Genomic DNA, 24,331 nt, shown 5'->3' on the forward strand with positions numbered 1-24,331 from the left:
TGGGGGTGCATCCTTTGGAAGATTACCGTGTTTTAATCGGGAGTCCAATCCATCGTAAAGCTAATATTTTAAAAGAATTTCTTGCTTATTTACCCAAAATTGATTCTACAGGTTTACAGATTGATTACTTTTTTATAGACGATAATATCGATGTGGATTCTACAAACTTATTGAATCAGTTTTCTAAAGAAAATGAAGGAGTCACACTCATTTCCTCTAATTCTAATGATTTGTTTACCAGTAATGAAAAGGGTACACATATATGGAATAGCAGCTTGGTTTGGAAGGTCGCAGAATTTAAAAACCAAATAATCGAGTTTGCTCTAAAAAATGATTATGATTATTTATTTTTAATTGATTCGGATATTTTACTTCATCCAAAAACGATTCAACATTTAATAGGAACAAAAAAAGATATTATTTCGGAAATATTTTGGACAGATTTTGGAGGTAATGGAAGTGAATTACCCCAAGTGTGGTTACAGGATGAATACAATTTTTATTATAAGGGGAATGAGAAACAATCAGTTGAGGATATCCATAAATCTATGCTCGAATTCCTTAACAGTTTAAAGACTCCGGGTGTTTACGAAGTTGGAGGATTAGGTGCATGCACATTGATTTCAAGGCATGCCCTTCAAAGAGGAGTGAGTTTCAGCAGAATAAAAAATGTATCCTTTGCGGGTGAGGATCGACATTTTTGTATAAGGGCTGTTGCCTTAGGATTAAACCTTTATGTCGATACTCATTATCCTGCCTTTCATATCTATAGAGAATCCGATTTAAGTCGAATTTCTAATTTTATTGGTAAAAATGAAACTCCATTAGGAAGAAATCAATATGTAAGATATTTTAAAAGCTCTAATAATAAATTAACACTTTCAATGGTTGTTAAGAATGAAGCGAATAATTATCTGAAAAATGTCCTAACGGAACATAAACAATATATTGATGAAGCTGTCATTATAGATGATGGCAGTACAGATGATACTGTAGATATCTGCCTGGAGGCTCTTGATGGAATTCCTATCCATCTAATAAGGAATCCTACTTCAAAATTCTCAAATGAAATCGAGCTTAGGAAGCAGCAATGGGAAGAAACGTTAAAAACCAATCCTGACTGGATTCTTAATCTAGATGCAGATGAAATGTTTGAGGAGAAGTTCCGATTTAATGTAAGATCTTTAATTAATCAAAATAAGACGGATGTTTGCTGTTTCCGTTTGTATGATTTTTGGGATATGGACCATTATCGTGATGATGAGTTGTGGTGTGCCCATAAAACCTTTCGGCCTTTTTTGTTAAGATACCAAAAAGATTTTCCTTACCAATGGAAAGAAACCGCCCAACATTGTGGCAGGTTTCCACATAATATTTTATTACAGCCCTATGATTTATCTCCAATGCGATTAAAGCATTATGGCTGGGCAAATTATTCAAAAAGAGCATCTAAATTTGAACGGTATCTAGAGTTGGATCCGGAATTTAAATATGGTTCAAAGGAACAAATATTATCCATACTTGATGAACAGCCAAACTTAATCAAATGGGATGAAAATTCAAACTGAAAAATAAAAAGGGAATCTACAAGGCCGTTTTGGAGGTCTTTAGGTTCCCTTATTTTTTATCTTCACTATTTAGTTGAATATAATTTCATCCAGGTGATATCAAGTAATTTATATGATTTTAAAGCTCCTAGACTCCTAATATTATCGATTGGTTCGATATAATCAGGATTTTGTAATAAAGAATTTTGAAAATGAATTAAAGCTAAATCCTTTTCCCCCATTAATGCGAGTGTTTCTCCAATGTAATTTTCTAAAATGTGATCCTTTTTTTCATAGGAGTTTAATAGTTGTAATGCTACCGGCAGATTTCTTGTTATGATTGCTCCGATTGCCCATACAAAATTTTCGGTTTCTGTTCCTCTGGCGAGTTGTAATGACTTTTGGTACCAATTCAATCCTTCTTTTTCGATTTCCCTTCGATATAACAATAATGCTAGAATTGCAAAGGCTTTAGATAGATTTTCATCAACTTTATGGTTTTTCCAATCAATTTCTGGGATTAGATCTTCAATTGAGTGTTCATTAATTGTTTTTTGAATGTGTAAAATTACTGTATCATCATCTGTTTCCAGTGTGGTATTTGTAGAATGTTTTCTATAGAAATATAATGGTTCGGGAACATGTAGGGAATCCCAGGTCTTAAGTGCATGTAAGATTAAATTTGTATCTTCTCCTATTTTTAAAGTTGTATCATATCTCAACTCGTTAAAAACTTCTCTTCGAAGCATCATGCTTGCTCCATTAATATAAGTGCCTACTTTAAGAAAGAATCTTAACATCCGCTTATTTTCCATATTTCGCGCTTGCCAATAGGCTTCTGGAGAATTATTTTCATTCATAATTAACATATCAGAATGCACAATTCCAATATTGGGAGAGGTAAATTGCCTTAGTAAGACTTCGAACCGATTTGGTAAGGATAAATCATCAGCGTCTTGAAAAACAATAAATTTTCCGGATGCGTAATCAATTCCTTTATTTCTTGCAGAGGCTGCACCGGCATTTTCTTGGGAGAAGTATTTAATTTTTTCGCTGGAAAAGGATCGGATGATATCCTCACTTGTATCTGTTGACCCATCATTGATGATAATGAACTCAAAGTCTTGTACAGACTGATTGAGAATGGACTCTATCGATTGTGCCAAGTATTTTTCAGCGTTATATACGGGCATGATGACACTTATCAACTCTATCCGCCCCCTTTGAAAAAATGTGTTTGGATGGAAATTGAACAAAAATCCCCTTATAATTCAATCTTATTAACTCGTAAGTGTCTTCGTTTCTGGAAATTGGCCGATTTTATATTTTATATAAAGTAGTAATTTTTGAAGGATAGGGTGGGAAGGGTTAAATTCTGCTGCTTTTTTTAAATAAACTACAGCTTCTTTTATGTTACCTTGCGTTAAATACAAAGTTGACAGCTCTGTTGCCGGTATAAATCCCCAAAGGTCATTAGCAATATAGCCGAGGTCTTCCGTTGGTTTCGTAAGGTTTAAGGCAATCTGAAACCAAGATATGGCATTGGTGATCTTTCCTTGTTCCTTATAAAAATAGGCAATTTTACTGACTATTTCAGCTCGAGGCGGAATATATTCAAAGCTTCGTAAAAGGGATTTAATTGCCTTGTCTTTATCATTTAATTCGGTGTAGCAGTGGTATAGGTCCTGAAATGCTGTTAAGTAAAAGGAAGAGGATTGATTATTATCTTTTAGCAGGAACTCATCAAATGCAACAGTTGCTTCCTTAAATCGTCTATTTGCTGTAAGCTCCCTGCCATAATAGTACAGTTGTCTGGAGTTCAAAACACCTTTTTTTTCTAAGACACTCTCAATAATTTTTAAATTTCGATCGGTTATTCGGTTAGTTCTTTGCCGGTGCGAAATGGAAATATCCGATTGAAGGATGTTATGGCTATAGTTAAATTCCACATATTCATGGACAGGTTCTACCCAAGAGTAATTCCGGCTTTTTTTAATCAGCCGTTCCCTTCTAAATTGAACTTTAGCCTTACCATCCTCTTCCACTCCCAGGTTATAATTCATTATAACAACATCCACGTCTGGACTCATGGATTGTTTTAGCTTGAGGAATTTATCCCTGTCTACAGGCAGTAATATATCATCGGCATCTAACCACATTAAATAGTCTTTTGTTCCTTTTGAAAAAGCAAAATTTCTGGCCACCGCAAAATCACCGACCCATTCAAAGTCATAAATTAAGTCAGTAAATTGCCGGGCAATTTCCTTCGTGTTGTCTTCTGAACCTGTATCCACAATTACAATCTCATCCACAAGGTCTTTTACACTTTCTAAACAGGCTCCCAACATTTTTTCTTCGTTTTTTACGATCATGCACAGACTGATGCTTGTCAAGAGTACCACCTCATTTTTTATTCCTCTATATATATACTCAAAAGAAGTATTTACGTGTTTAAAACAAGAGCTCATCCAGGGGGATGAGCTCTTAAATATTAAAGAAATGCCTTTAATTAAATTGCTAAGGTTTACTATTTTTTGAAAAACAAAATCTAATCACGGAACTTCTAAAGTTAGTGGTGCGCAGGTTGTAAATGTTGGTACACAATCTCCCAGAATAGGTAATAGATCACCACTTCTGAAGGTCATTGATGCATCAGCTGTAGCAGAGGTAACATAACCATATATACCAGGCATCATTCCCAAAAATTGTACTTCAAGATTATCGTTGTTATTAAAATTGGTAGTAGATAGTTCAGTAACTGTACATCCAGGTATAGTAACGGTTCTAGTTCCTACACATTCCCTAACACCTGTAGTTGGGTTAAATCTATATACATTTACAGTTATTGTTTTAGGTGTGGTGGTATTATTCAAAACTTTTATAAATAACCGAGCACCTGAAGTAGCTTTAAATGGACCCGTAGTTAAATTCTGGGTAAGACCAAAGAAAGAACTAATGAATCGAATTTCAGATTTAATTTCCTCTAAGCCGAATGACGGATTGAAAATGGCACTTTCAATGGCGGCGACTTCGGATTTGATTTCTTCTAAGCCAAAAGAAGGATTTGTTAATAAGCTTTCGATGTTAATGATCTCTGATTTGATTTCTTCTAACCCAAAAGATGGGTTGAAGATAGCACTTTCAATCGCGGCCACTTCAGACTTAATTTCCTCTAATCCAAATGACGGATTGTTTAAGATGCTTACAATTACGCCGAGTGAGAGATTAGAAATAATGCTCTCGATGTTGGCGACCTCAGACTTGATTTCCTCAAGACCAAACGATGGGTTAAAGATGGCACTTTCAATGGCAGCGACTTCAGATTTGATTTCTTCCAAGCCAAAAGATGGGTTGAAGATGGCACTTTCGATCGCGGCCACTTCAGATTTAATTTCTTCCAAGCCAAAAGATGGGTTGAAGATGGCACTTTCGATCGCGGCCACTTCAGATTTAATTTCTTCCAAGCCAAACGATGGGTTGAAGATGGCACTTTCGATTGCGGCCACTTCAGACTTAATTTCCTCAAGACCAAAGGATGGGTTAAAGATAGCACTTTCGATGGCAGCGACTTCAGACTTGATTTCCTCAAGACCAAAGGATGGGTTAAAGATAGCACTTTCGATCGCGGCCACTTCAGATTTAATTTCCTCTAATCCGAATGACGGATTGTTTAAGATACTCACAATCACGCCGAGTGAGAGATTGGAAATAATGCTTTCAATGTTGGCCACTTCAGACTTGATTTCCTCTAACCCAAAGGAAGGATTGAAGATAGCACTTTCTATGGCAGCGACTTCGGACTTGATTTCTTCTAAGCCGAATGATGGATTGTTTAAGATGCTGACAATCACGCCGAGTGAGAGATTGGAAATAATGCTTTCAATGTTGGCGACTTCAGACTTAATTTCCTCTAAACCAAAGGAAGGATTAAAAATAGCACTTTCAATGGCAGCCACTTCAGATTTGATTTCTTCCAAGCCAAAAGATGGGTTGAAGATAGCACTTTCAATGGCAGCGACTTCAGATTTGATTTCTTCTAAACCAAAGGAAGGATTAAAGATAGCACTTTCAATGGCAGCGACTTCAGATTTAATTTCTTCTAAGCCGAAGGAAGGATTGTTTAAGATGCTGACAATCACGCCGAGTGAGAGATTAGAGACAATGCTCTCGATGTTGGCCACTTCAGATTTGATTTCTTCTAAACCAAAGGAAGGATTGAAGATGGCACTTTCGATCGCAGCGACTTCGGATTTGATTTCTTCCAAGCCGAACGATGGGTTGAAGATGGCACTTTCGATGGCAGCCACTTCAGATTTGATTTCTTCCAAGCCAAAAGATGGGTTGAAGATGGCACTTTCGATGGCAGCCACTTCAGATTTGATTTCTTCCAAGCCAAAAGATGGGTTGAAGATGGCACTTTCAATGGCAGCGACTTCAGATTTGATTTCCTCTAGACCGAAGGAAGGATTAAAGATAGCACTTTCAATGGCAGCGACTTCAGACTTAATTTCCTCTAAACCAAAGGAAGGATTAAAGATAGCACTTTCGATGGCAGCGACTTCAGATTTGATTTCTTCTAAACCAAAAGATGGGTTGAAGATGGCACTTTCGATCGCAGCGACTTCAGATTTGATTTCTTCTAAGCCGAAGGAAGGATTGTTTAAGATGCTGACAATCACGCCGAGTGAGAGATTGGAAACAATGCTCTCTATATTGGCGACTTCGGATTTGATTTCCTCTAGACCGAAGGAAGGATTGAAGATGGCACTTTCAATGGCGGCGACTTCAGATTTAATTTCTTCCAAGCCAAAAGAAGGGTTGAAGATGGCACTTTCGATCGCAGCCACTTCAGATTTGATTTCTTCCAAGCCAAAAGATGGGTTGAAGATAGCACTTTCGATGGCAGCGACTTCAGATTTAATTTCCTCTAGACCGAAGGAAGGATTGAAGATAGCACTTTCGATGGCAGCGACTTCAGATTTGATTTCTTCCAAGCCGAACGATGGGTTGAAGATGGCACTTTCGATTGCGGCCACTTCAGACTTAATTTCCTCTAATCCAAAGGACGGATTGTTTAAGATACTGACAATCACGCCGAGTGAGAGATTGGAAACAATGCTCTCGATATTGGCGACTTCGGATTTGATTTCCTCTAGACCGAAGGAAGGATTGAAGATGGCACTTTCAATCGCGGCTACTTCAGATTTAATTTCCTCTAGACCGAAGGAAGGATTGAAGATAGCACTTTCGATGGCAGCGACTTCAGATTTGATTTCTTCCAAGCCGAACGATGGGTTGAAGATGGCACTTTCAATGGCAGCCACTTCAGACTTGATTTCCTCTAACCCAAAGGAAGGATTAAAGATAGCACTTTCAATGGCAGCGACTTCGGATTTAATTTCTTCTAAGCCGAAGGAAGGATTGTTTAAGATGCTGACAATCACGCCGAGTGAGAGATTGGAAACAATACTCTCGATGTTGGCCACTTCAGATTTGATTTCCTCTAGACCGAAGGAAGGATTGAAAATGGCACTTTCAATCGCGGCGACTTCGGATTTAATTTCTTCTAGACCGAAGGAAGGATTGAAAATGGCACTTTCAATCGCGGCGACTTCGGATTTAATTTCTTCTAGACCGAAGGAAGGATTGAAAATGGCACTTTCAATGGCAGCCACTTCGGACTTGATTTCTTCTAACCCGAAGGATGGGTTAAAGATGGCACTTTCGATGGCAGCGACTTCGGATTTGATTTCCTCAAGACCAAAGGAAGGATTGAAGATGGCACTTTCAATCGCGGCCACTTCAGATTTAATCTCTTGCAACCCAAAGGAAGGGTTGTTTAAAATGCTGACAATCAAGCCTGTTGAAAAATTCTGAAGAATACTTTCAATGTTGGCAACCTCAGACTTAATTTCCTGTAAGCCGAAGGAAGGATTGAAGATGGCACTTTCAATCGCAGCGACCTCGGATTTGATCTCTTGCAACCCAAAGGAAGGGTTGTTTAAAATGCTGACAATCAAACCTGTTGAAAAATTCTGAAGAATACTTTCAATGTTGGCAACCTCAGACTTAATTTCCTGTAAGCCGAAGGAAGGATTGAAGATGGCACTTTCAATCGCAGCGACCTCGGATTTGATCTCTTGCAAGCCAAAGGAAGGATTGTTTAAAATGCTGACAATCAAGCCGGTTGAAAAATTCTGAAGAGTACTTTCAATCAGTCTTATTTCTGACTTAATCTCTTCCAAACCAAAGGAAGGATTCTGAAGTAAGCTTTCAATCAATCTTATTTCAGATTTGATTTCTTTTAACCCAAACGATGGATTCTTAAGCATTTTTTCAATGCATCTGATTTCACACTTAATTTCCTTAAGACCATGTTTTGGATTGTGAATTTCCTCCCATATTTCCTCTAAAAGACGTAATATTTTCCGGAACTTATCCTTATCTTTAGGGCCCATTTTCCACGCTCCATTACTATAAAATTCAAGTTTATAATATGCAATTAAACGAAGATGGTATGGGATTTGTGACATTTTACCCTATTATTAAATATCGACAAAAATCGGGTGGTGACAGGCACCACTCGATTTTTGTCGAATATTTATTTCAAGTCTTCAATTGAATTAACATCCATGTAGGCTGGGACAACTAGGCCAAGTTTTGTGCCGGCTAGGTTTTCGCCGAGGTCTTGGAATTTGCCTTTGTATTTTTTGTAGTAGTCGGCGTGGGTGGATGGGAGCCAGGCTGCGACGGAGGCGTCAAGGCTGCCGTCGGCAATGCCGGTCCACATTGGTCCTGCTTCTACTTGTCTTAAGGTAACTTTATAGCCCATGTCGGTTAAGACTTTGCCAAGGACATTGGTGCTGGCGATTTCGCTATCCCATGCAACATAGCCAAGTGTAACTTTTTCTCCTGAACCTTTCTTTGCACCCTTCGTCCACTCCGCTACCTTATCCGCATTGTCCTTCACCCATTTAGCGGCAGCATCCTCTGGATTATCGCCTTCTTCAATATTATTCATGACAACACCCATATCATCAGGAGTCCAGTGGAATTGGTCAATCACCTTATAGGCTTCCGGTAAATCTTCTTTTAAACCGATACGGGCAATTGTATGGATCGTTTCATCTTTCCCAAATGAACCTTTTGGATCTTCTAAGTATTTCAAATCAAATTTGGCAAACATCCAATGCGGCGTCCAGCCGGTAACAATAATCGGCTCTTTTTTGTCATAGGCTTTTTTCAAAGCGGCAGTCATTGCGGCACTTGAACCTTCTACAAGTGTCCAATCCTTTAAACCGTAATCTTTAATGGCTTTAGCAGAGGCCTTCATTAACCCGGCACCAGGGTCAATCCCGATGATTTTATAATCAACACGATCCCCAACTGTTTTTCCCTTGGCATCCGAACTTGTTTTATCTGATCCACATGCCGCAAGTCCCACGGTTAATAAAGCTGCGAGTAACATCAATATCCATTTTTTCATTTTAGGCAGTTCCCCCTTGTTTTTTGTTTTTTCCTATATTTTGCGTAATCCGGTCAAGAATGATGGCGATGACGACAATTGAAAGACCAGCTTCAAACCCTTTACCAATTTGAATCTGTGTTACGGCCCGGTACACATCGGCACCAAGACCTGGAGCTCCAACCATGGAAGCAATGACAACCATGGATAGTGCGAGCATAATACTTTGGTTAATCCCGGCCATGATAGTAGGCATGGCCAGCGGCAATTGTACTTTTAGCAAACGTTGTCCGGTTGTCGATCCAAACGCCTCGGTGGCTTCAATAATATCAGCCGGAACCTGCTGGATGCCGAGAATCGTTAAGCGAATCGTCGGCGGCATCGCAAATATAACCGATGCGACAACCCCTGGAACAACGCCAATATTAAAGAAGAAAATGGCCGGAATAAGGTAGACGAAAGCAGGCATTGTTTGCATAAAGTCTAAAACAGGTGTCACTGTTTGTTTGACTGCTTGTTTTTGTGAAGCCCAAATGCCCATCGGTATTCCTAAAACAATCGAAATGATGACGGCTGTTAGCACAAGCGCCAAGGTTTGGAGCATTGGATCCCAATAGCCGAGATTGGCGATTAAAAATAAACCAACTAATGTAAAAAGTGCAATTCCCTTATTAGCGATTTTCCAAGCAAGCAGTGTTAATAGAATCATAAATATATAGGAAGGGATATAGCCGAATCCTCCGACTAAGCCATCGACAAATGATTCAAGTACTTCGGAAACTCCGTCAAAAGCCACTTCAAAAGCTGTCGTCAGCCAATTGACAAAAGCATCTACCCAATCTGCAATCGGGATTTTTGGCAGCCATTTTTCCATCGTTTATTCACCCCTACTTTCTTGAACAGCTGCGACTTCGGATTTTGCGGTTTCTAATTGATTAATTGTGTCATTGTTGCCCGCCAGCGCAGCAATGACGGCTCCTCTGACAAGAATCCCGCTTAAGCGCTTGTTTTCGTCGACAACCGCTACCGGAATTGACGCAGTCGAGACTTTTTCAAATAAATCGGTTAATAAAGTATCGGGCGCAACAGTGGAAATATCCGTTTGTAAAATTTCCCGGACTAGGAGGCCATGTTCAAGCGCATTTTTTGCATCAGAGGCAGTGATCGCTCCGAGTAGAGTTTTCTTTTTATCCACGACATAAATACTCGAAATTCCTAGTTCCCTCATCATCTGTAGGGCAACTCTCGGACCTTTTTCAATCGAAACAGACTCGGCCCGTTTCATCACATGACCGGCTGTCAATACTTTGGATAGGTCCACATCCTCTACGAATCTCTCAACATAGTCGTTTGATGGGTTGATGAGGATCTCCTCCGGTGTTCCAATCTGAACGATTGAACCATCCTTCATCAAGGCAATACGGTCACCGATTCGGAGCGCCTCGTCAAGATCGTGAGTTATAAACACAATTGTTTTTTTCATCGTTGACTGTAGCTCGAGGAGCTCATCTTGCATATCTTTGCGAATTAAGGGATCGAGTGCACTAAAGGCTTCGTCCATTAGCAGGATATCGGCATCATTGGCAAGGGCCCGGGCCAATCCAACCCGTTGCTGCATTCCCCCGCTTAGCTGTTTTGGGTACTGGTTTTCGTATCCCTCAAGTCCAACAAGCTTTAAAGCCTCCAGCGCTTTTTGTTTGCGGATTTCTTTTGCAACCCTCTGGACCTCCAGCCCATATTCGGTATTTTCTATAACCGTGCGGTGGGGGAGGAGTGCAAATTTCTGGAAGACCATACTGATTTTTTTACGGCGCATGTCCCGTAGCTGTTCTTTATTCATTTTTACAATATCTTTCCCATCAATCAGGACTTCCCCGGATGTAGGCTCAATCAAGCGATTGATCAATCGCACCAATGTCGATTTACCGCTTCCGGATAAACCCATGATGACAAAAATTTCACCGGCTTCCACTTCGAAGTTTGCCTGGCTAACACCTACGGTTGCACCAGTTTTCTTTAAAATGCTCTGTTTGGTCTCTCCCACTCTCAATAGATGAAGAGCCGTTTTTGATTTTCCAAAAATTTTTGTAACATTACGAACTTGAATTTTATAGTTGTTACTCATAGATTCACCTCAATTTTTTCGAACTGACTATCTTATTGTAGATTATTTTGGATTTACTGGGCAATGTTGGTATTACGTCAAATCTGTTCGTAAAGTACGTACAGAAAAAACTTTACAAAGTGTATTAGTATTATTCTTACAATTCCTCCGAAATGCTCCCTAATGCTCCCTAACTAGCTCCTTTACTTTTCAATTTTTCATGATAATCTAATAAAGGACACGATTGTAAAGTGAGTGTGAATTGGATCATGGATGGAGAACAAAAGCTTGAGCATGCCCGTGAACGGGTAATAGAGGCGATTTCTCAAAATATGAATTTATATGGGGTTACAGAATCCGTTGGACGTTTATACGGGGCGTTGTACTTTCAGGAAGGCCCCTTGACATTAGATGATATGAAGGAAGAGCTCGGGATGAGCAAAACGAGTATGAGCACATCCGTCCGAAGTCTTTTAGAGTTGAAGATGGTCGGGAAGGTTTGGCGCAAAGGGGTCAGGAAGGATCTTTATCAGGCTGAACCAGATTGGTATCAAACCTTTATTGATTTTTTTACGGTTAAGTGGAGAGCCGGGATCTCAATCAATGTTTCCTCTATGGAAAAATCACTTCGGGAGCTTCGATCGCTTTTAGTGGATGAAGGTGTCGAGGAGCTGACGAAGGAGAAGGCCCGGTTGGATATTGATAAACTTACTGATGCGCTTGAATATTATGACTGGTTGAACCGATTAGTGGATAGTTTTGAGTCTGAGGAGATCTTTGAGTTTATACCGAAGAAGAGATAGTGCTTTTACGCGAAAAAATCACCTGCCTAGTTGGCCGGTGATTTTTTCTTTAAATCGTTTAAGATTGTGACAGTTTTCCCGTTATTGGTTGCTTTCACAAGCCCGATGTTTTTGGCGAAATAGGTGGTATAGCCGGAATCTTCTTTTACGACGATACAATTTTTAAAGGTACCAGCCGGGGTTTTGACAGTTTTCGTAATGGAGATAATCCGTGCTTTGCCTTCGCCTTCATAACCGACGTCCCATGACTGGCCCACTTTTGCCGGGTATTTGATATCGATATAGTATTCGGAGTCAATATAGCCCGTGTACAGGCCTTTACTGTTTTCACTAACAATGAACAGTTGTTTCCCAGATGCCTTGGAAGAATAGTACCATTTATCCCAGATTTGGTTATACTTTTTCCCAGTGGGGATCAATTGGTAGGTTCCCTCTTTGCTTGTATAGGTATAAATCTTGTTTTTGTCTAGAAGATAGCTTGCGCGTTTTCCAGCTGTGAATTTCAAATACTTCGTATAAACATAAGCCTTTTTTGATTTGTAGCGAATTTCAGACCACTTTTTAGATTTCGTTTTAGAATAGACGGTGACCTTGGTGCCTTTTTTCAAGGTACCTAACTTTTTTGCACTGAGACTAGGTTTTTCTCTTACATTTAATATACTTGTCGTTACGGTCGCGGTTGACTTAGACTTGGACTTGGTAACCGCCTGTGCAAGGATATTAAATGGAAGGAAGATCCCAACTAGTAGAGAAAGCAGAATCGTTAATTTCAAAAGAGATTTCAAAGCCACCCCTCCATTTCCTTTATTACTATAATTGTAACGAACCTAGAAACAGAGAGTAACCCAATATAATAACAAATATTCAGACAATTTATTCGTAGCATCTCTGGGAAAAATGTAGAAAATTGAAGAGTATTGAATAGGGGAGGGATGGTTCGACAAAATTCGGGTGGTGACAGGCACCGCCCAAATTTTGTCGATTAGACTTTTTCTACATTTACCCTGCCGGAAAAGAAGGTGGCGCCGCCGCCCATATCTGCGATCCGGTCCGGGGTAAGGGAGTTAACCAGCTGTTTGGTTTCGGGGGCATCGGCCCAGAGACCTTGGGTGACGAGGACCCCCGGGAGGACGTTTTCGCCGATGCTTACTTTTAGGACGCATTCGCCTCGGTGGTTCCAGATGCGGACCTGGGCACCGTCCTCAATTCCTTCCTTAACTGCATCGCGAACATTCATATACAGGCGCGGTTCTTTTTCAAGTGTGGTGTGCTTTTGATTGTTTGAAAAAGTAGAGTTTAAGAAATTATGGTTTGGTGCCGGAACAAAGGAATAGTGGAAATCCCCGTTCTCTGGTAAAGGTACATAGGTTGGCAATGGCGGATGCCCATCCTCCTTCATTTTTTCTGAGTAAAACTCAATTTTTCCGCTTTGTGTTGGAAGCTTTCCAGGGAACAGCGGTTTTACCTTGGCTTTCAGATAATGATGTTCCGCCAGCCCCGCAAAATCAATGCCTTCCAAATAAGGATTTCTCGGATGATCTAATGCTTCGGCAATCATTTCTGCTTGTGATTGTCTAAAAACAGGTTCATCAAAACCCATCGCTTCGGCCAGCAGCCGGAAAACCTCAACATTCGATTTTGACTCATAGTATGGCTCGATGACGGGCTGCTGAAGCTGGATATAGTGATGCCAGTAGGAAGTGTAAAAATCCGTATTTTCAAAGGATGATGTCGCTGGCAAAATGATATCAGCATACTTGGCCGTATCGGTTAAAAATAAATCATGGACAACCGTAAATAAGTCTTCCTGTGCCAAGCCTTCGCGGACTTTATTGCCATTTGGCGCCACCACAGCTGGATTTGAACCATACACATAAAGGGATTTCACAGGCGGGTCCAATGTCAGTAATGCTTCCCCAAGCAGATTCATATTAATAACGCGGGTGTTTTTATTTTTTAATAAATCTGGGCGCTGTAATCGAAGCTCGTTATGTGATAGGTAGCCGCCATTTCCTTTTATGGCACCGCCGCCTTTTACAAGCCATTGGCCGGTGAGTGCGGGAAGACAGGCAACCGTACGGACGAACATTCCGCCATTGTCATGGTGCTGCGGACCGTTTCCAATTCGAATAAAAGAAGGCGAGGTTTTTCCGTACATTCGTGCCAAATTAAAGAGATCATCTACAGGAACACCTGTAATTCTTGAAACAGTGTCCGGGTTGTATTGGAGGACGTGTTCGCACAGTTCTTCATGTCCAACGGTGTATTTTTGTAAAAAGTCTTCGTTGACCAGGTTTTCGGCAAATAAAATATGCATAATTCCAAGGGCGAGGGCGCTGTCGGTTCCTGGTAAAATCGGAATAAACCAATCTGCTAATCTACCAGTCTGGTTTTTGTGAACGTCAATTACGACAATTTTTGCCCCGTTTTGTTTGCGGGCCTTTTGGGCAATCGCCACCTGATGCATATTGGTGCTGACGGCATTGATGCCCCAAAAAATGAACAGTTTCGAATGGATGGTGTCTTCAGGATCAATGCCATAGCTGCCGCCCATCGTATATTTATAGCCGGCCGAACCCGCAGAGGAGCAGATTGATCGTTCGAGCTGAGAAGCGCCCAGGCGATGGAAGAAGCGGCGGTCCATGCCTTCCGCACTGAGATTTCCCATATTCCCATAAAAACTGTAGGGGAGGATGCTTTCCGGTCCATCGGTTTGGATCAAGTTTTTCCAATGGGCCGATATTGTTTGAATCGCTTCCCCCCAAGAAATCCTCTCAAATTGGCCACTGCCCTTTGGACCTGTGCGTTTTAATGGATATTTCAAGCGATTCTCATCATTGATCCGGTCAGCCATATTCCGGACCTTATTGCAAATATGACCTTGAGTTACCGGATGATTTGGATCGCCCTCCACCTTAACAATTTTCCCGTTTTCCTTTTGCAAAAGAAGACCGCATTGATCCGGACAATCAAGCGGGCAAACCGCCTTAAAAATACCGTCATGGTTCATAATTTGAACCCCCTTTTAATAGTTTAGGTGACAGGCACCGTTCGTGGACTTTTCGCCTGTTTTGTCCGTGTCGTGTGGACATGCTGCTGTGAATACACTTTTTGGATGTTGTTTTTATCATAAGGCAGTTTAGGATGTCTAGCAAGGTAGGAATAGGGGAAATTGCGAGGGGCCAGGCCGATCAATAATCCGCAACAAAAAAGTCCCAAGTGCACGATCTAAACCGAGGCAATTGGGACTTCCTTTATATTCTATTTTAAGATTTTCACTTTAACTGTTTTTCTGCCCCATTGAATGGCTTTTTTATAAGTAGGCATGAAAACATCGATTTCTTTTCCTTTGATGGCGCTGCCTTTGTCGGCGGCAATTGCATAGCCGTAACCTTCAACATATACCTTTGAACCAAGTGGAATCACTCTAGGATCAACCGAAATCACTTTTAGATTCGGATTTTTCTTTAGGTTAAGACCTGTATACGTTTTGCCTGAGCAGCCTGCGCAATTAACTGTATAAGCAGAAGCGCTTACTGTAATGGTCTTTACTACTTTTTGTGACTTCTTTACTGTAACTTTGCTAGAAGACTTTTTAACTGTTTTACTAGTTTTTGCTTTTGTAACTTTACTAGTAGTAGGCTTGATAATCTTTAATTTCTGGTTTGGATGAATGACATCTGATTTAAGATGGTTCCAATTTTTTAGATTGGTAATTGAAACATGTGTCGTTCTGGAAATCTTATAAAGGGAATCGCCTTTTTTAACAGTATATGTATTAGATGCTGCGGATGCTCCACTATTATGTGCTAGTAATAGAAATGCTGCAAGACTGATTGTCGTGAGGAATTTTTTCATAATTCAAACTCCTTTTCTTTGATACTAAAAATATAACATGGTAGTGTTACAGTTATATTTCAATCGTTTACTAGTTTAATGACATTTTTCTTAAAAAACGGCTTTTTATGACGAAATCGTGACATGTTTCCCTTATTTTGGGATTAAATGGAGGATATTGGGGATTTGCGGGTTAACGTGAAAAAATCACACAGGTGCCAGGCACCCATGTGATTTTTTCGCAAATTTTATTTTACTTTTATTTTCGTAGCTTTGCTTACATTTTTGGCCTTATCTGTTGCTGTAACAGTAAGAACCGTTTTCTTCTTTTGTGCTTTGATTTTTACTTTAAATTTACCATGGGAGTCTGTCTTGGTTGTTCCAACTGTTTTATGACCCACTTTGACGACAATCCTGGATCCCGATTCTGCTGTACCGCTAAGATATTTCGTCGTACTTTTTACAACGATTTTCACCTTTGGGGCAGCAGGAGGTTTTTTGTCTGTTACAGTCACTGGCACCAAGCGTGCATTTCCAGCAGCATCCTTAGCGGTCACAGACAGCTTGGCACCAGCTTTTTGTGTGGAAATACCGATCTTAAAGTTTCCGTAAGAATCGGCTTTGCCATAGTATTTTTTAGAGCCAGCAACAACGGTAATGGATGCACCTTTTTCCGTTATACCGCTAACCGTCCTCGACAGGTTTGACACGGATTTAACCTTTATCGATGCAGGTGGGATTTTATCGGCAACCGTGATGGTCTTTACCGAACTGACGTGTCCGGCAGCATCCTTAGCGGTAACAGTTAGCTTCGTTCCTGCTTTTTGTACCGGAATGACCACTTTAAAGCTTCCGGCAGAATTGGCCACACTCTTATAACTAGATGATCCAATCACGACCGTAACTGTTGCTCCGGCTTCTGTTTTCCCGATCATCTCTTTTGAAAGGTTTGACACCGTGTTCGAAATGGTAACAGCTGGGACAGTGACATCAGCAACCTTCACGCTTAAAACATCACTGGCATCTCCAGCCGAAACAGATAAAACCGTACCAGCTTTTTGCACGGGAATCGCTACAGTAAAATGCCCGTCCCCATCAGCGACCTCGGTATATTGCCTGTCGCCAATTTTGACGGTAACCGTTGCCCCCGGTTCAGCCGTTCCTGTAACCAAAGTGGACTTTTCGGTCACCTGACCAACGGTTGGTCTGAAGTAGATTAGCGCCTTATAAGCATTCAGTTTTTTACCGCTCAAAATTTTTGTACTTAATGAACTCAAGTTATCACCTGAAGCAAGAAGGATCTTTTTCAATTGATCAGCATCAAAGCTTGGATATTTTCCTGCCAATAGTGCGGCAACACCGGTCACATGAGGCGTGGCCATCGATGTTCCGTCAAAAAACTCATATGCATCACTGTAATTCGTCTCAGCAGGAAAAATCAGGTTAATTTTCGCCAAGTTTGGATTAGTACTTGTAAGATAATCAGTATATGGAGCGTACCCAAGCGGGTAACTTGCACCATCGTAAATCGTCCCAGGTACCCCAACAGCGGTTCTTGCCGCACCTTCTCCCGTAATATGAAGGGAGAGGGTATCCGTTACAAAGCTGGAATCTTCATTCTGATATAATAAATCCTCACCGCTTAAAATAAGAGATTTCTGACCTTTCTTCAAAAATTGATCGAGGGAAGTGAGATCATTATTAGTTAAAGTAGGATATTGATTTCCCATTGCATACCCTGAAAACCAAATAACCGTATCATAGCTGCTGAGTGTTGCCGCATCAGGCCCGGACTCGTCTGTTGACACTGTCACTTCTTTATAATTGGTTATCCCGGCTTGTTGTAATAGACCCTCATAAGTTTTCAGGAAGCTCGGGTATCCATCATCAGACTCATCATCCTGAACCAATAAAATTTTTGAATCCTGTGAAACTCCTAAATAATCAAGCGCCTTTTTAAAAGCCACCGGACGGTCTGTGCTAGTAAAATTTTCAAAACCAAAGCCATTCACAATCGCCTTATATTGATTAGCAGAATTATTAATCTGAGCAGAAACGCCAGCCTCTAATTTTTTCGGAACCGTACTTAGAATACTCACACCGGGCGCAGCAATATCCACACCCTGAGTCCCGTAGTTCGAAAAGTCTGCTAGTTTACCAGTGTTATCAATCGCTGCAACCGAAATAATATTTGGGCTGGTAAAGCTTGCCGGGTAATCAGGCTGACGGTCAATATTTTTCCCATCATTACCAGCCGCCGTGACAAATAACATGTTCGATCGTTCAATCGCATCCTTCAGGGCTTGGTCATAATCAGAACCGCCCCAGCTGTTATTGGAAATTTTCACACCCATCTTCGCCGCATAATCAATCGCTGAAATCGCATCTGCTGTCGAACCGCCATCAGGGCCAATGAACTTTAATGGCATAATTTTTACATTCGGGGCAATCCCGGTTACCCCAAGACCGTTATTACTTGACGCCGCAATCGTTCCCGCCACATGGGTCCCATGCTCGTCGCCATCAGCCGCATCAAAAACGGAATTATCATGGTGAAGGAAATCCCAGCCATGCACATCATCTACATAGCCATTTCCATCATCATCCTTGCCATTACGGGCAATTTCACCAGGATTCGTCCAAATATCCGCCTGCAAATCAGGATGGTTGATATCCACCCCCGTATCAATCACCGCGACCACGGTCTGACTAGGGTTTGCAAGTTTATGAAACTCCTGGATTGCCTCCGGGTAATCAATATCCATATCGGCGACCCCAATGTTGTCGGCAATCTTTTGTCCTGTATTGTGGAGCCCCCATAATTGATTAAACAAGGGATCATTTGGGAGACCAGCAGGTTTATATAAATAGTTGGGCTGAACATATTCAACCGAAGGATCTGCCACCAATTTTTCCATTTGGCTTTCCATCGAAGTGCCAGTTTGTACTTTCACAACCTCAGCATCAATCGTCTTCAGCTTCTTCAACGATTTGAGTGAATGCTTCGTCCGAACCTTCGTGGACACCGAATTATTTTTATACTTAACAATCAGTTCACCGGGTACATACTTTTCTTGATTCTTTTTTGAAAAAGCTTCCCGTGTAGCGTGCATTGCTAGTTTCTTTTTGCCAACAAGGTCTGAGCTAGAAATGGATTGTTTCAGCACCTTGTTGTCGTGTTTTTGTATTAATGCATAGTTCTCATCTTTCTGCTCATTACCAGCCGCAAATACTAGAGTAGAAGCCGAAGAAGAAAAAACTAGTAAACCAGAGAGAAGAGAGACTGCAACCTTTTTGTACACTCGACCAATACCCCTTTCGGTGCCAGGCACCTCCGAAATAACTAGAATTCTGTTGAAAAGCAGTACTTTTTGTCTAACTACTATATATTACAATATTCATAGGGGAAATTATATAAGTCTCGCTATCTGCCAAACTTTTTTAATAAGAAAGGGAACGGCCCCGTCTGGGCCCGTTCCCTTTCTTATTGTTTATTCAGCTATCTTCTCCCTCAACTTTTCGCGTGCTCCCGCACGCCAGCTTTTTACAGCCGACATGGAGACATTTTCTTTAATGGCAATCTCTTTAATTGAGAGATCATGTAGTGCAGTGTACAGCACCCATTTCCTTTGGTTGGGTGTTAAGGTGGTGCAAACGGATAGGATGGTTTCTGTCTCTAAAGGATAATCAATGACAATGTCTCCGCTGTTTTCCCAGAATTCTTCTTTTAGACAGACACAATTCTCTTCATACTTGTGTGCTTTACTTAATTCTAATAGAAGAAACCCTCTGATATAGTTGTAGGCATAATTGGTGAAGTTTCCTTTCTCAGGGTCAAAGCGATTGCTTGCCTCCCAAAGGGCGATCAGACCATGTTGATAGAATTCATCCCAATTTTTATAGATATGCAGTGTGTGAATGATTTTATGGATCATCGGACTATACTGGACAACCAACTCTTCAAAGCTTTCCAAGGGAAATCCTTTCAGAAAGCGCGCTTCACCTTTTATTCCCGGGTACCTCTACCATAACGGGAAAAAACAATTCTATCGAACCGACCAAATCCAAATTTGAAGCGAAAAAACAGATGAAAACTTAATTTTGGAGATCAAAATTCACTTTTGGCAGGGATTTTGGTAATTTCAGTAGTTTTTCATAGATTTTTCGACAGGTGCCTGTCTCCACCGGAATTTTGTCGAATGGAAATGAGTAAATAGGGGATTGGCCGTAAAATGGCCAATCCCCTATTTGTTTCGCAAGGTGTAAAGGAGGAATCCTATTACCCTGCAATTCTCGTATTGTTATCAATTCCTCTGTTTTTCCGTGAACGGAACCAGGCGAGGATAATGGCTGCAATTAATGTAAAGCCTAGATAGCCCATTAGCGGGTATACCGTACTGACTAATTTAATGAATCCGACAAAGCTGGCTGCAAAGGAAAGGACGCCGAAGCCAACAACTGCTGGTTTGAATTTCTTAGAAGAGGGTTTGATCAAGCGTACAGAAAACGCGTACAGCATTCCAACAGCTGTGTTATAAATCATTCCAAGTAACGCGATCGACATCAACGCACCTAGAACCGGATGCATATGGTTGGCAAGCATCAATGTAGGCATGTCCACGCCTTTCAACTGGTCCATTTTTACAAACATGCCGATATTGATCAATAAAATCAATAATCCCAGTCCAAGTCCTCCTAGAATCCCACCGCGTCCAGCCACCTTCGAATCCTTTTCCGTTCCTCCCATGACCGCAAGCATCGCTGCTCCTGCAGCAATATTATAGGAAACATAAAGAAGTCCACCCATTAACCAGTTTGATGCAGCCTGTGGCTGTGCTTTTGCAATCGTATTAAGGTCTGCAAAACTTTGGTCCATTGTAAAAAGGGAATACCCCGTGATAATTAAGACGAGCACCATTAAAAACGGTGTAATCATACTAATGATGTTCAGTAATTTTTGTACATTCAAGCAAACGGTTAAAATCGTCAGAGCTGCCATCACAATGTTGCCAACCATTGCCGGCAGTCCAAATTGCTGTTCAAAAATCGAACCGCTTCCGGCCATCATTACAACTGCAACACCAAATAAGAAGAAGGTAATAATAATATCGACAATAACCCCTAAATAACGTCCACAAATATGATAGATGACGTCTTTATGGGAATCTGTTTTAAGACGCGAGCCCAACTGGGTCAGCTGCATACCCAAAAAGGCGAAGAAAAAGGTTGCAATGATGCCTCCCGCAATTCCCATCCAGCCAAAACTCGTGAAAAATTGTAAAATTTCCTGCCCTGACGCAAATCCGGCGCCAACGATGATTCCGACATAAGCGCCGGCAATCTGAAAACTTTTTTTCATATCCATTCTCCTTTTTAGTTTTAGAAAAATTCGGAAAATTTAACTCGTAAAGAGAGAGGAGGCCAACTCCCCTCAATTTAATAACTTTGCTTTCTTACTGTAAATGACTCAATTGCGTCAATGTTCGGATCATATCCGATTCCTGCCTTACTTGGCACAGTAATTAGCCCGTTATGGACTGTAACTTCTGGATCAATAATATCCCGCTCCCAATAACGAGAAGATGCTGCTGTATCTCCAGGCATTGTAAAATTTGTGAGCGTAGTCAAGGCGATATTATGCGCTCTGCCAACCCCGGCTTCCAGCATCCCGCCACACCATACCGGCAGACCTTGTTCCATGCATAGGTTATGAATTCGTTTTGACTCTGTAAGGCCGCCAACTCGGCCAATTTTAATATTAATAATTTTACAGCTTCCGAGACTGATGGCTTTGCGAGCATCCTCATAGGAATGGATGCTCTCATCCAGACATATCGGTGTAGTCAGATGTTTTTGTACAAGCGCATGATCGACAATGTCATCAGAAGCGAGTGGCTGTTCAATCATGGTTAAACCGAACTCGTCCAGCTGTTTTAACAACTCCAAATCTTGAAGACGATAGGCCGAATTCGCATCAGCCATCAATTGTATGGTTGGAAAATGGCGTCGGATTTCACGGATCACATCAATATCCCAGCCCGGTTTGATTTTTACTTTAATCCGTCTGTAGCCTTCTGAAACTGAACCGTCAATAATTCCTAGCAAATCGTCTACTGATTTTTGAATGCCGATGCTGATCCCGACTTCAATTTCCTTTTTCTCTCCACCGAGTGCGGTTGCAAGAGGGAGATTTTCCCGTTTCGCATACAGGTCCCAAATTGCGCCCTCAATCGCTGACTTTGCCATATTATTTTTGCGAATTGGTTCGAAGATTGCAGTCACTTCGTCAGGATGGGAGATTTCCTTATCCTTTATCATCGGGATCAAGAAATCCTCGAGTATATGCCAGTTGGTTTTTAGTGTTTCTTCATTATAAAGAGGGGATGTGAAAGCTACGGATTCGCCCCAGCCTGATGCGCCATTCTCATCCTGAACCTCGACTAAAATAAATTCTTTATCTGTAAATGTTCCAAAGCTAGTCGTGAATGGAAAGTTCATCTTCATTTTTAAGTGACGAAGAATTACCTGCTTAATTATCATTTAAAAGGCCTTCTTTCTACTGGAAGTAAATCCCGTTTTTTTAGTAAATAGTAATGGACAGGTTCGTCTTCTGTTTTCACAACCCTTACGGCTGCAAATCCATTTTTAAATAGGGATTCAAATAAATCCCGTGTTTTCAGCCGCCAATCAAGTGCCAACTCCGGGTAATCCTTTTTCATTTGCTGGAACTGGTTTGAAACAGGGATAAGTAAGGCTTCGTAGTTAAAATAACTGCTAGGATCCACGTCCGCAAGCTGTGGAAGCCCATCCGCCGTTTGCACATATGGTACCCGTTCAATCGCCGCCAGGTCATCCAGCTGTTTTTCCTCAATATAGGAATTGGTGATCCACCACTCCACCTGAAAGCGGTCGGAAGGTAAGCCCTGGTTAAGACCATCCTTCATATCCCCGTAGCAATTTTTCACATATGTACTGCAAATTGCTTTCAGCTTTGTCAAATTCAAAAAGGCATTTACGCTTTCAAGCGGGTCATATGTCCAAGTCAGTAAATCATAGCCCATTTCAATCGCCGCGTTCTTTTGCTCTTTTTTTAAAAATTCACCGATGCCTTGTCCTCGATAGTTTTCGTCAATTCCAAGCATATGCGAGCAAAGATAGGGTTTGCCGTTAACGAAGCCCGGGAAGCCGTAACTGAATCCTACTAATTGATTGTTTTCATAGGCTCCGACGACAATCCCGCCGTTTTTAACAGCGGTTAAGGTTTGGTGAATCGGAATCGCCGGGTCTCCCCAAACTGCTTTTTCGAGTTGTTGGACTTGTTCGAGTTCTTCAATGGTCTTTATCTGCCTTACTTCAACAGTGCTGTTCATGGTGCTGTGGCGCCTCCTTTTTCAAATGTTCAAAAGTATTCATGATGGTTTTTGTTAAAATTTCAATACCGGAAAAGATTGCTTCATGATTAAAGGTCATTTTTGGGTGATGCAGACCCGGGGATAGGTCACATCCGAGGCCGAGCATCGTCGCTTTAATGTGTGGTCGTTTTACTGTGTAAAAATGAAAGTCCTCACCACCGCTTGAAGGGTAGGGGGCTGTAACATTTCCGAGTGTATCAATAATGGCTTTTTCCATAAGCTTTTGGGCTTGCGGATCTACCTTTGCTGCTGCGACAAAAGCTTTGGTTTCAAGCGGAATCTCTACTTCGTACAGGGCGGCAATGGCTTGCGTGATTTTTTCTACCTTAGCTGTTAATGTTTCCATGACCTCGTTTGTTTGCGCTCTAAGATCCAGATGGAAACTTGCGTGACCCGGAATCAGATTGCTGCTTTCGCCGCCGGCATGGAACTTGGTCATCTTCACGGAAGATGGGACCATCGGGTCGACATGAATTTTTGCGAATTCGTTGACTAGGGCAGCGCCAATTTCAATGGCATTTTTTCCAAGATGCGGTCTTGCTCCATGCGCATCTTCACCGATAATTTCACCGGCGATAAACTTAGCTGAACCGTGAAAAATGGCAGGTGTTGCTGTACCATTCGGGATTTCTTGAATTGGGCGAAGGTGGACGCCGTATAAAAAGTCGAGGTCATCGACAAGTCCTTTTTCAACCATTTTTAGGGCACCAGTGCCTTTTTCCTCTGCTGGTTGAAATAGGACTTTGAGTTTCCCGCTAGGTTGATAGTTTAGTTTTTTGAGAAGCAGCAGAACGCCAATTATCATCGTCATATGGGCATCGTGTCCACAGGAGTGATTGGCTTTGAAAGTACCGTCGACCTCCTGCCATAGGGCATCGATATCGGTCCGCAGTCCGACCTTGTGTGGTCCGTCGCCGATTTCAACCACAAGCCCCGTGCAATCATCAAATGTCTGTAGCTGAAGCCCGTTCTGCTGTAAAAAATTTTTTATGTAGGCTGTTGTCTCTACCTCCTCCCAACTCGCCTCAGGATGCTGATGCAAATGATCAAATATCTCAAGTAACATTGGCCGTAACTCATCAAGCTCAGCTCGCATACAAACCGCCTCCTCATAAAATTCGGTGACAGGCACCGTTCGTGGACTTTTCAGATATTTTGTCCAC

Annotated in this window: 17 protein-coding genes; 2 read left to right on the forward strand and 15 right to left on the reverse strand. The window is 41.4% G+C overall.

Translation table 11 applies throughout. The annotated features are described in order from the left end of the window. Nucleotides 1-5: 5 nt before the first annotated feature. A complete protein-coding gene (locus ACFQZ9_RS14995; protein WP_498944586.1) occupies nt 6-1,568 on the forward strand; it encodes a glycosyltransferase family 2 protein in 1,563 nt (520 codons plus the stop codon). Between the two features lie 65 nt (nt 1,569-1,633). Here the strand turns inward: ACFQZ9_RS14995 and ACFQZ9_RS15000 are convergent, their stop codons facing one another. The 6 genes from ACFQZ9_RS15000 to ACFQZ9_RS15025 all read right to left on the reverse strand — a co-directional run bounded on the left by ACFQZ9_RS15000 (nt 1,634) and on the right by ACFQZ9_RS15025 (nt 11,137). Then, nucleotides 1,634-2,755 carry a glycosyltransferase family 2 protein gene (locus ACFQZ9_RS15000; RefSeq protein ID WP_498944403.1) on the reverse strand — a complete coding sequence of 374 codons (1,122 nt, stop codon included), beginning with the start codon at nt 2,753-2,755 and terminating at the stop codon, nt 1,634-1,636. A 72-nt stretch (nt 2,756-2,827) separates the two neighbouring features. After that, a complete protein-coding gene (locus ACFQZ9_RS15005) occupies nt 2,828-3,940 on the reverse strand; it encodes a TPR domain-containing glycosyltransferase (protein ID WP_498944404.1) in 1,113 nt (370 codons plus the stop codon). Nucleotides 3,941-4,099: 159 nt separating this feature from the next. Next, complete coding sequence (locus ACFQZ9_RS15010; protein ID WP_498944405.1) at nt 4,100-8,005, reverse strand: hypothetical protein; 3,906 nt, start codon at nt 8,003-8,005, stop codon at nt 4,100-4,102. A 143-nt stretch (nt 8,006-8,148) separates the two neighbouring features. Then, complete coding sequence (locus ACFQZ9_RS15015) at nt 8,149-9,033, reverse strand: glycine betaine ABC transporter substrate-binding protein (RefSeq protein WP_498944406.1); 885 nt, start codon at nt 9,031-9,033, stop codon at nt 8,149-8,151. Between the two features lies 1 nt (nt 9,034). Continuing rightward, a complete protein-coding gene (locus ACFQZ9_RS15020) occupies nt 9,035-9,886 on the reverse strand; it encodes an ABC transporter permease (protein ID WP_327834876.1) in 852 nt (283 codons plus the stop codon). A 3-nt stretch (nt 9,887-9,889) separates the two neighbouring features. Then, a complete protein-coding gene (locus tag ACFQZ9_RS15025) occupies nt 9,890-11,137 on the reverse strand; it encodes a quaternary amine ABC transporter ATP-binding protein (protein ID WP_498944407.1) in 1,248 nt (415 codons plus the stop codon). A gap of 248 nt (nt 11,138-11,385) precedes the next feature. Here ACFQZ9_RS15025 and ACFQZ9_RS15030 point away from each other — a divergent pair, with 248 nt between their 5' ends. Next, the gene (locus ACFQZ9_RS15030; protein ID WP_498944408.1) at nt 11,386-11,919 is read left to right on the forward strand and encodes a GbsR/MarR family transcriptional regulator; all 534 of its coding nucleotides are present in this window, start codon (nt 11,386-11,388) and stop codon (nt 11,917-11,919) included. Nucleotides 11,920-11,945: 26 nt separating this feature from the next. On the opposite strand, the gene ACFQZ9_RS15035 is transcribed toward ACFQZ9_RS15030, so the two are convergent. From ACFQZ9_RS15035 to ACFQZ9_RS15075, 9 genes are all read right to left on the reverse strand, one after another. After that, nucleotides 11,946-12,704, reverse strand: a complete 759-nt coding sequence (locus ACFQZ9_RS15035) for an SH3 domain-containing protein (RefSeq protein ID WP_498944409.1) — start codon at nt 12,702-12,704, stop codon at nt 11,946-11,948. 197 nt (nt 12,705-12,901) lie between these two features. Then, the gene (locus ACFQZ9_RS15040; RefSeq protein ID WP_498944410.1) at nt 12,902-14,929 is read right to left on the reverse strand and encodes a molybdopterin-containing oxidoreductase family protein; all 2,028 of its coding nucleotides are present in this window, start codon (nt 14,927-14,929) and stop codon (nt 12,902-12,904) included. A 251-nt stretch (nt 14,930-15,180) separates the two neighbouring features. Further along, nucleotides 15,181-15,777, reverse strand: coding sequence for a LysM peptidoglycan-binding and 3D domain-containing protein (locus ACFQZ9_RS15045; protein WP_498944411.1), 597 nt, complete (start codon nt 15,775-15,777; stop codon nt 15,181-15,183). Between the two features lie 227 nt (nt 15,778-16,004). Next, nucleotides 16,005-19,058: a S8 family serine peptidase gene (locus tag ACFQZ9_RS15050; protein ID WP_498944412.1), complete on the reverse strand. Its 3,054-nt coding sequence runs from the start codon at nt 19,056-19,058 to the stop codon at nt 16,005-16,007. Between the two features lie 189 nt (nt 19,059-19,247). Then, on the reverse strand, nt 19,248-19,730 hold the full coding sequence (locus tag ACFQZ9_RS15055; RefSeq protein WP_498944413.1) for a sigma-70 family RNA polymerase sigma factor: 483 nt from the start codon (nt 19,728-19,730) through the stop codon (nt 19,248-19,250). A gap of 305 nt (nt 19,731-20,035) precedes the next feature. Next, nucleotides 20,036-21,115: a YkvI family membrane protein gene (locus ACFQZ9_RS15060; protein WP_498944414.1), complete on the reverse strand. Its 1,080-nt coding sequence runs from the start codon at nt 21,113-21,115 to the stop codon at nt 20,036-20,038. 77 nt (nt 21,116-21,192) lie between these two features. After that, entirely contained in the window at nt 21,193-22,296 is a 1,104-nt protein-coding gene (gene menC, locus ACFQZ9_RS15065) for an o-succinylbenzoate synthase (protein WP_498944415.1), read from the reverse strand. Then, nucleotides 22,293-23,126 carry a GNAT family N-acetyltransferase gene (locus tag ACFQZ9_RS15070; RefSeq protein ID WP_498944416.1) on the reverse strand — a complete coding sequence of 278 codons (834 nt, stop codon included), beginning with the start codon at nt 23,124-23,126 and terminating at the stop codon, nt 22,293-22,295. The genes menC and ACFQZ9_RS15070 overlap by 4 nt, the downstream gene beginning before the upstream one ends. Then, nucleotides 23,110-24,264 carry a M20 peptidase aminoacylase family protein gene (locus ACFQZ9_RS15075; protein ID WP_498944417.1) on the reverse strand — a complete coding sequence of 385 codons (1,155 nt, stop codon included), beginning with the start codon at nt 24,262-24,264 and terminating at the stop codon, nt 23,110-23,112. Before ACFQZ9_RS15075 ends, ACFQZ9_RS15070 begins: the two co-directional genes overlap by 17 nt. Between the last annotated feature and the right edge of the window lie 67 nt (nt 24,265-24,331).

This window comes from Neobacillus sp. GCM10027624, from assembly GCF_042675345.1.
In the GTDB taxonomy this organism is placed as follows: domain Bacteria; phylum Bacillota; class Bacilli; order Bacillales; family Cytobacillaceae; genus Neobacillus; species Neobacillus cucumis_D.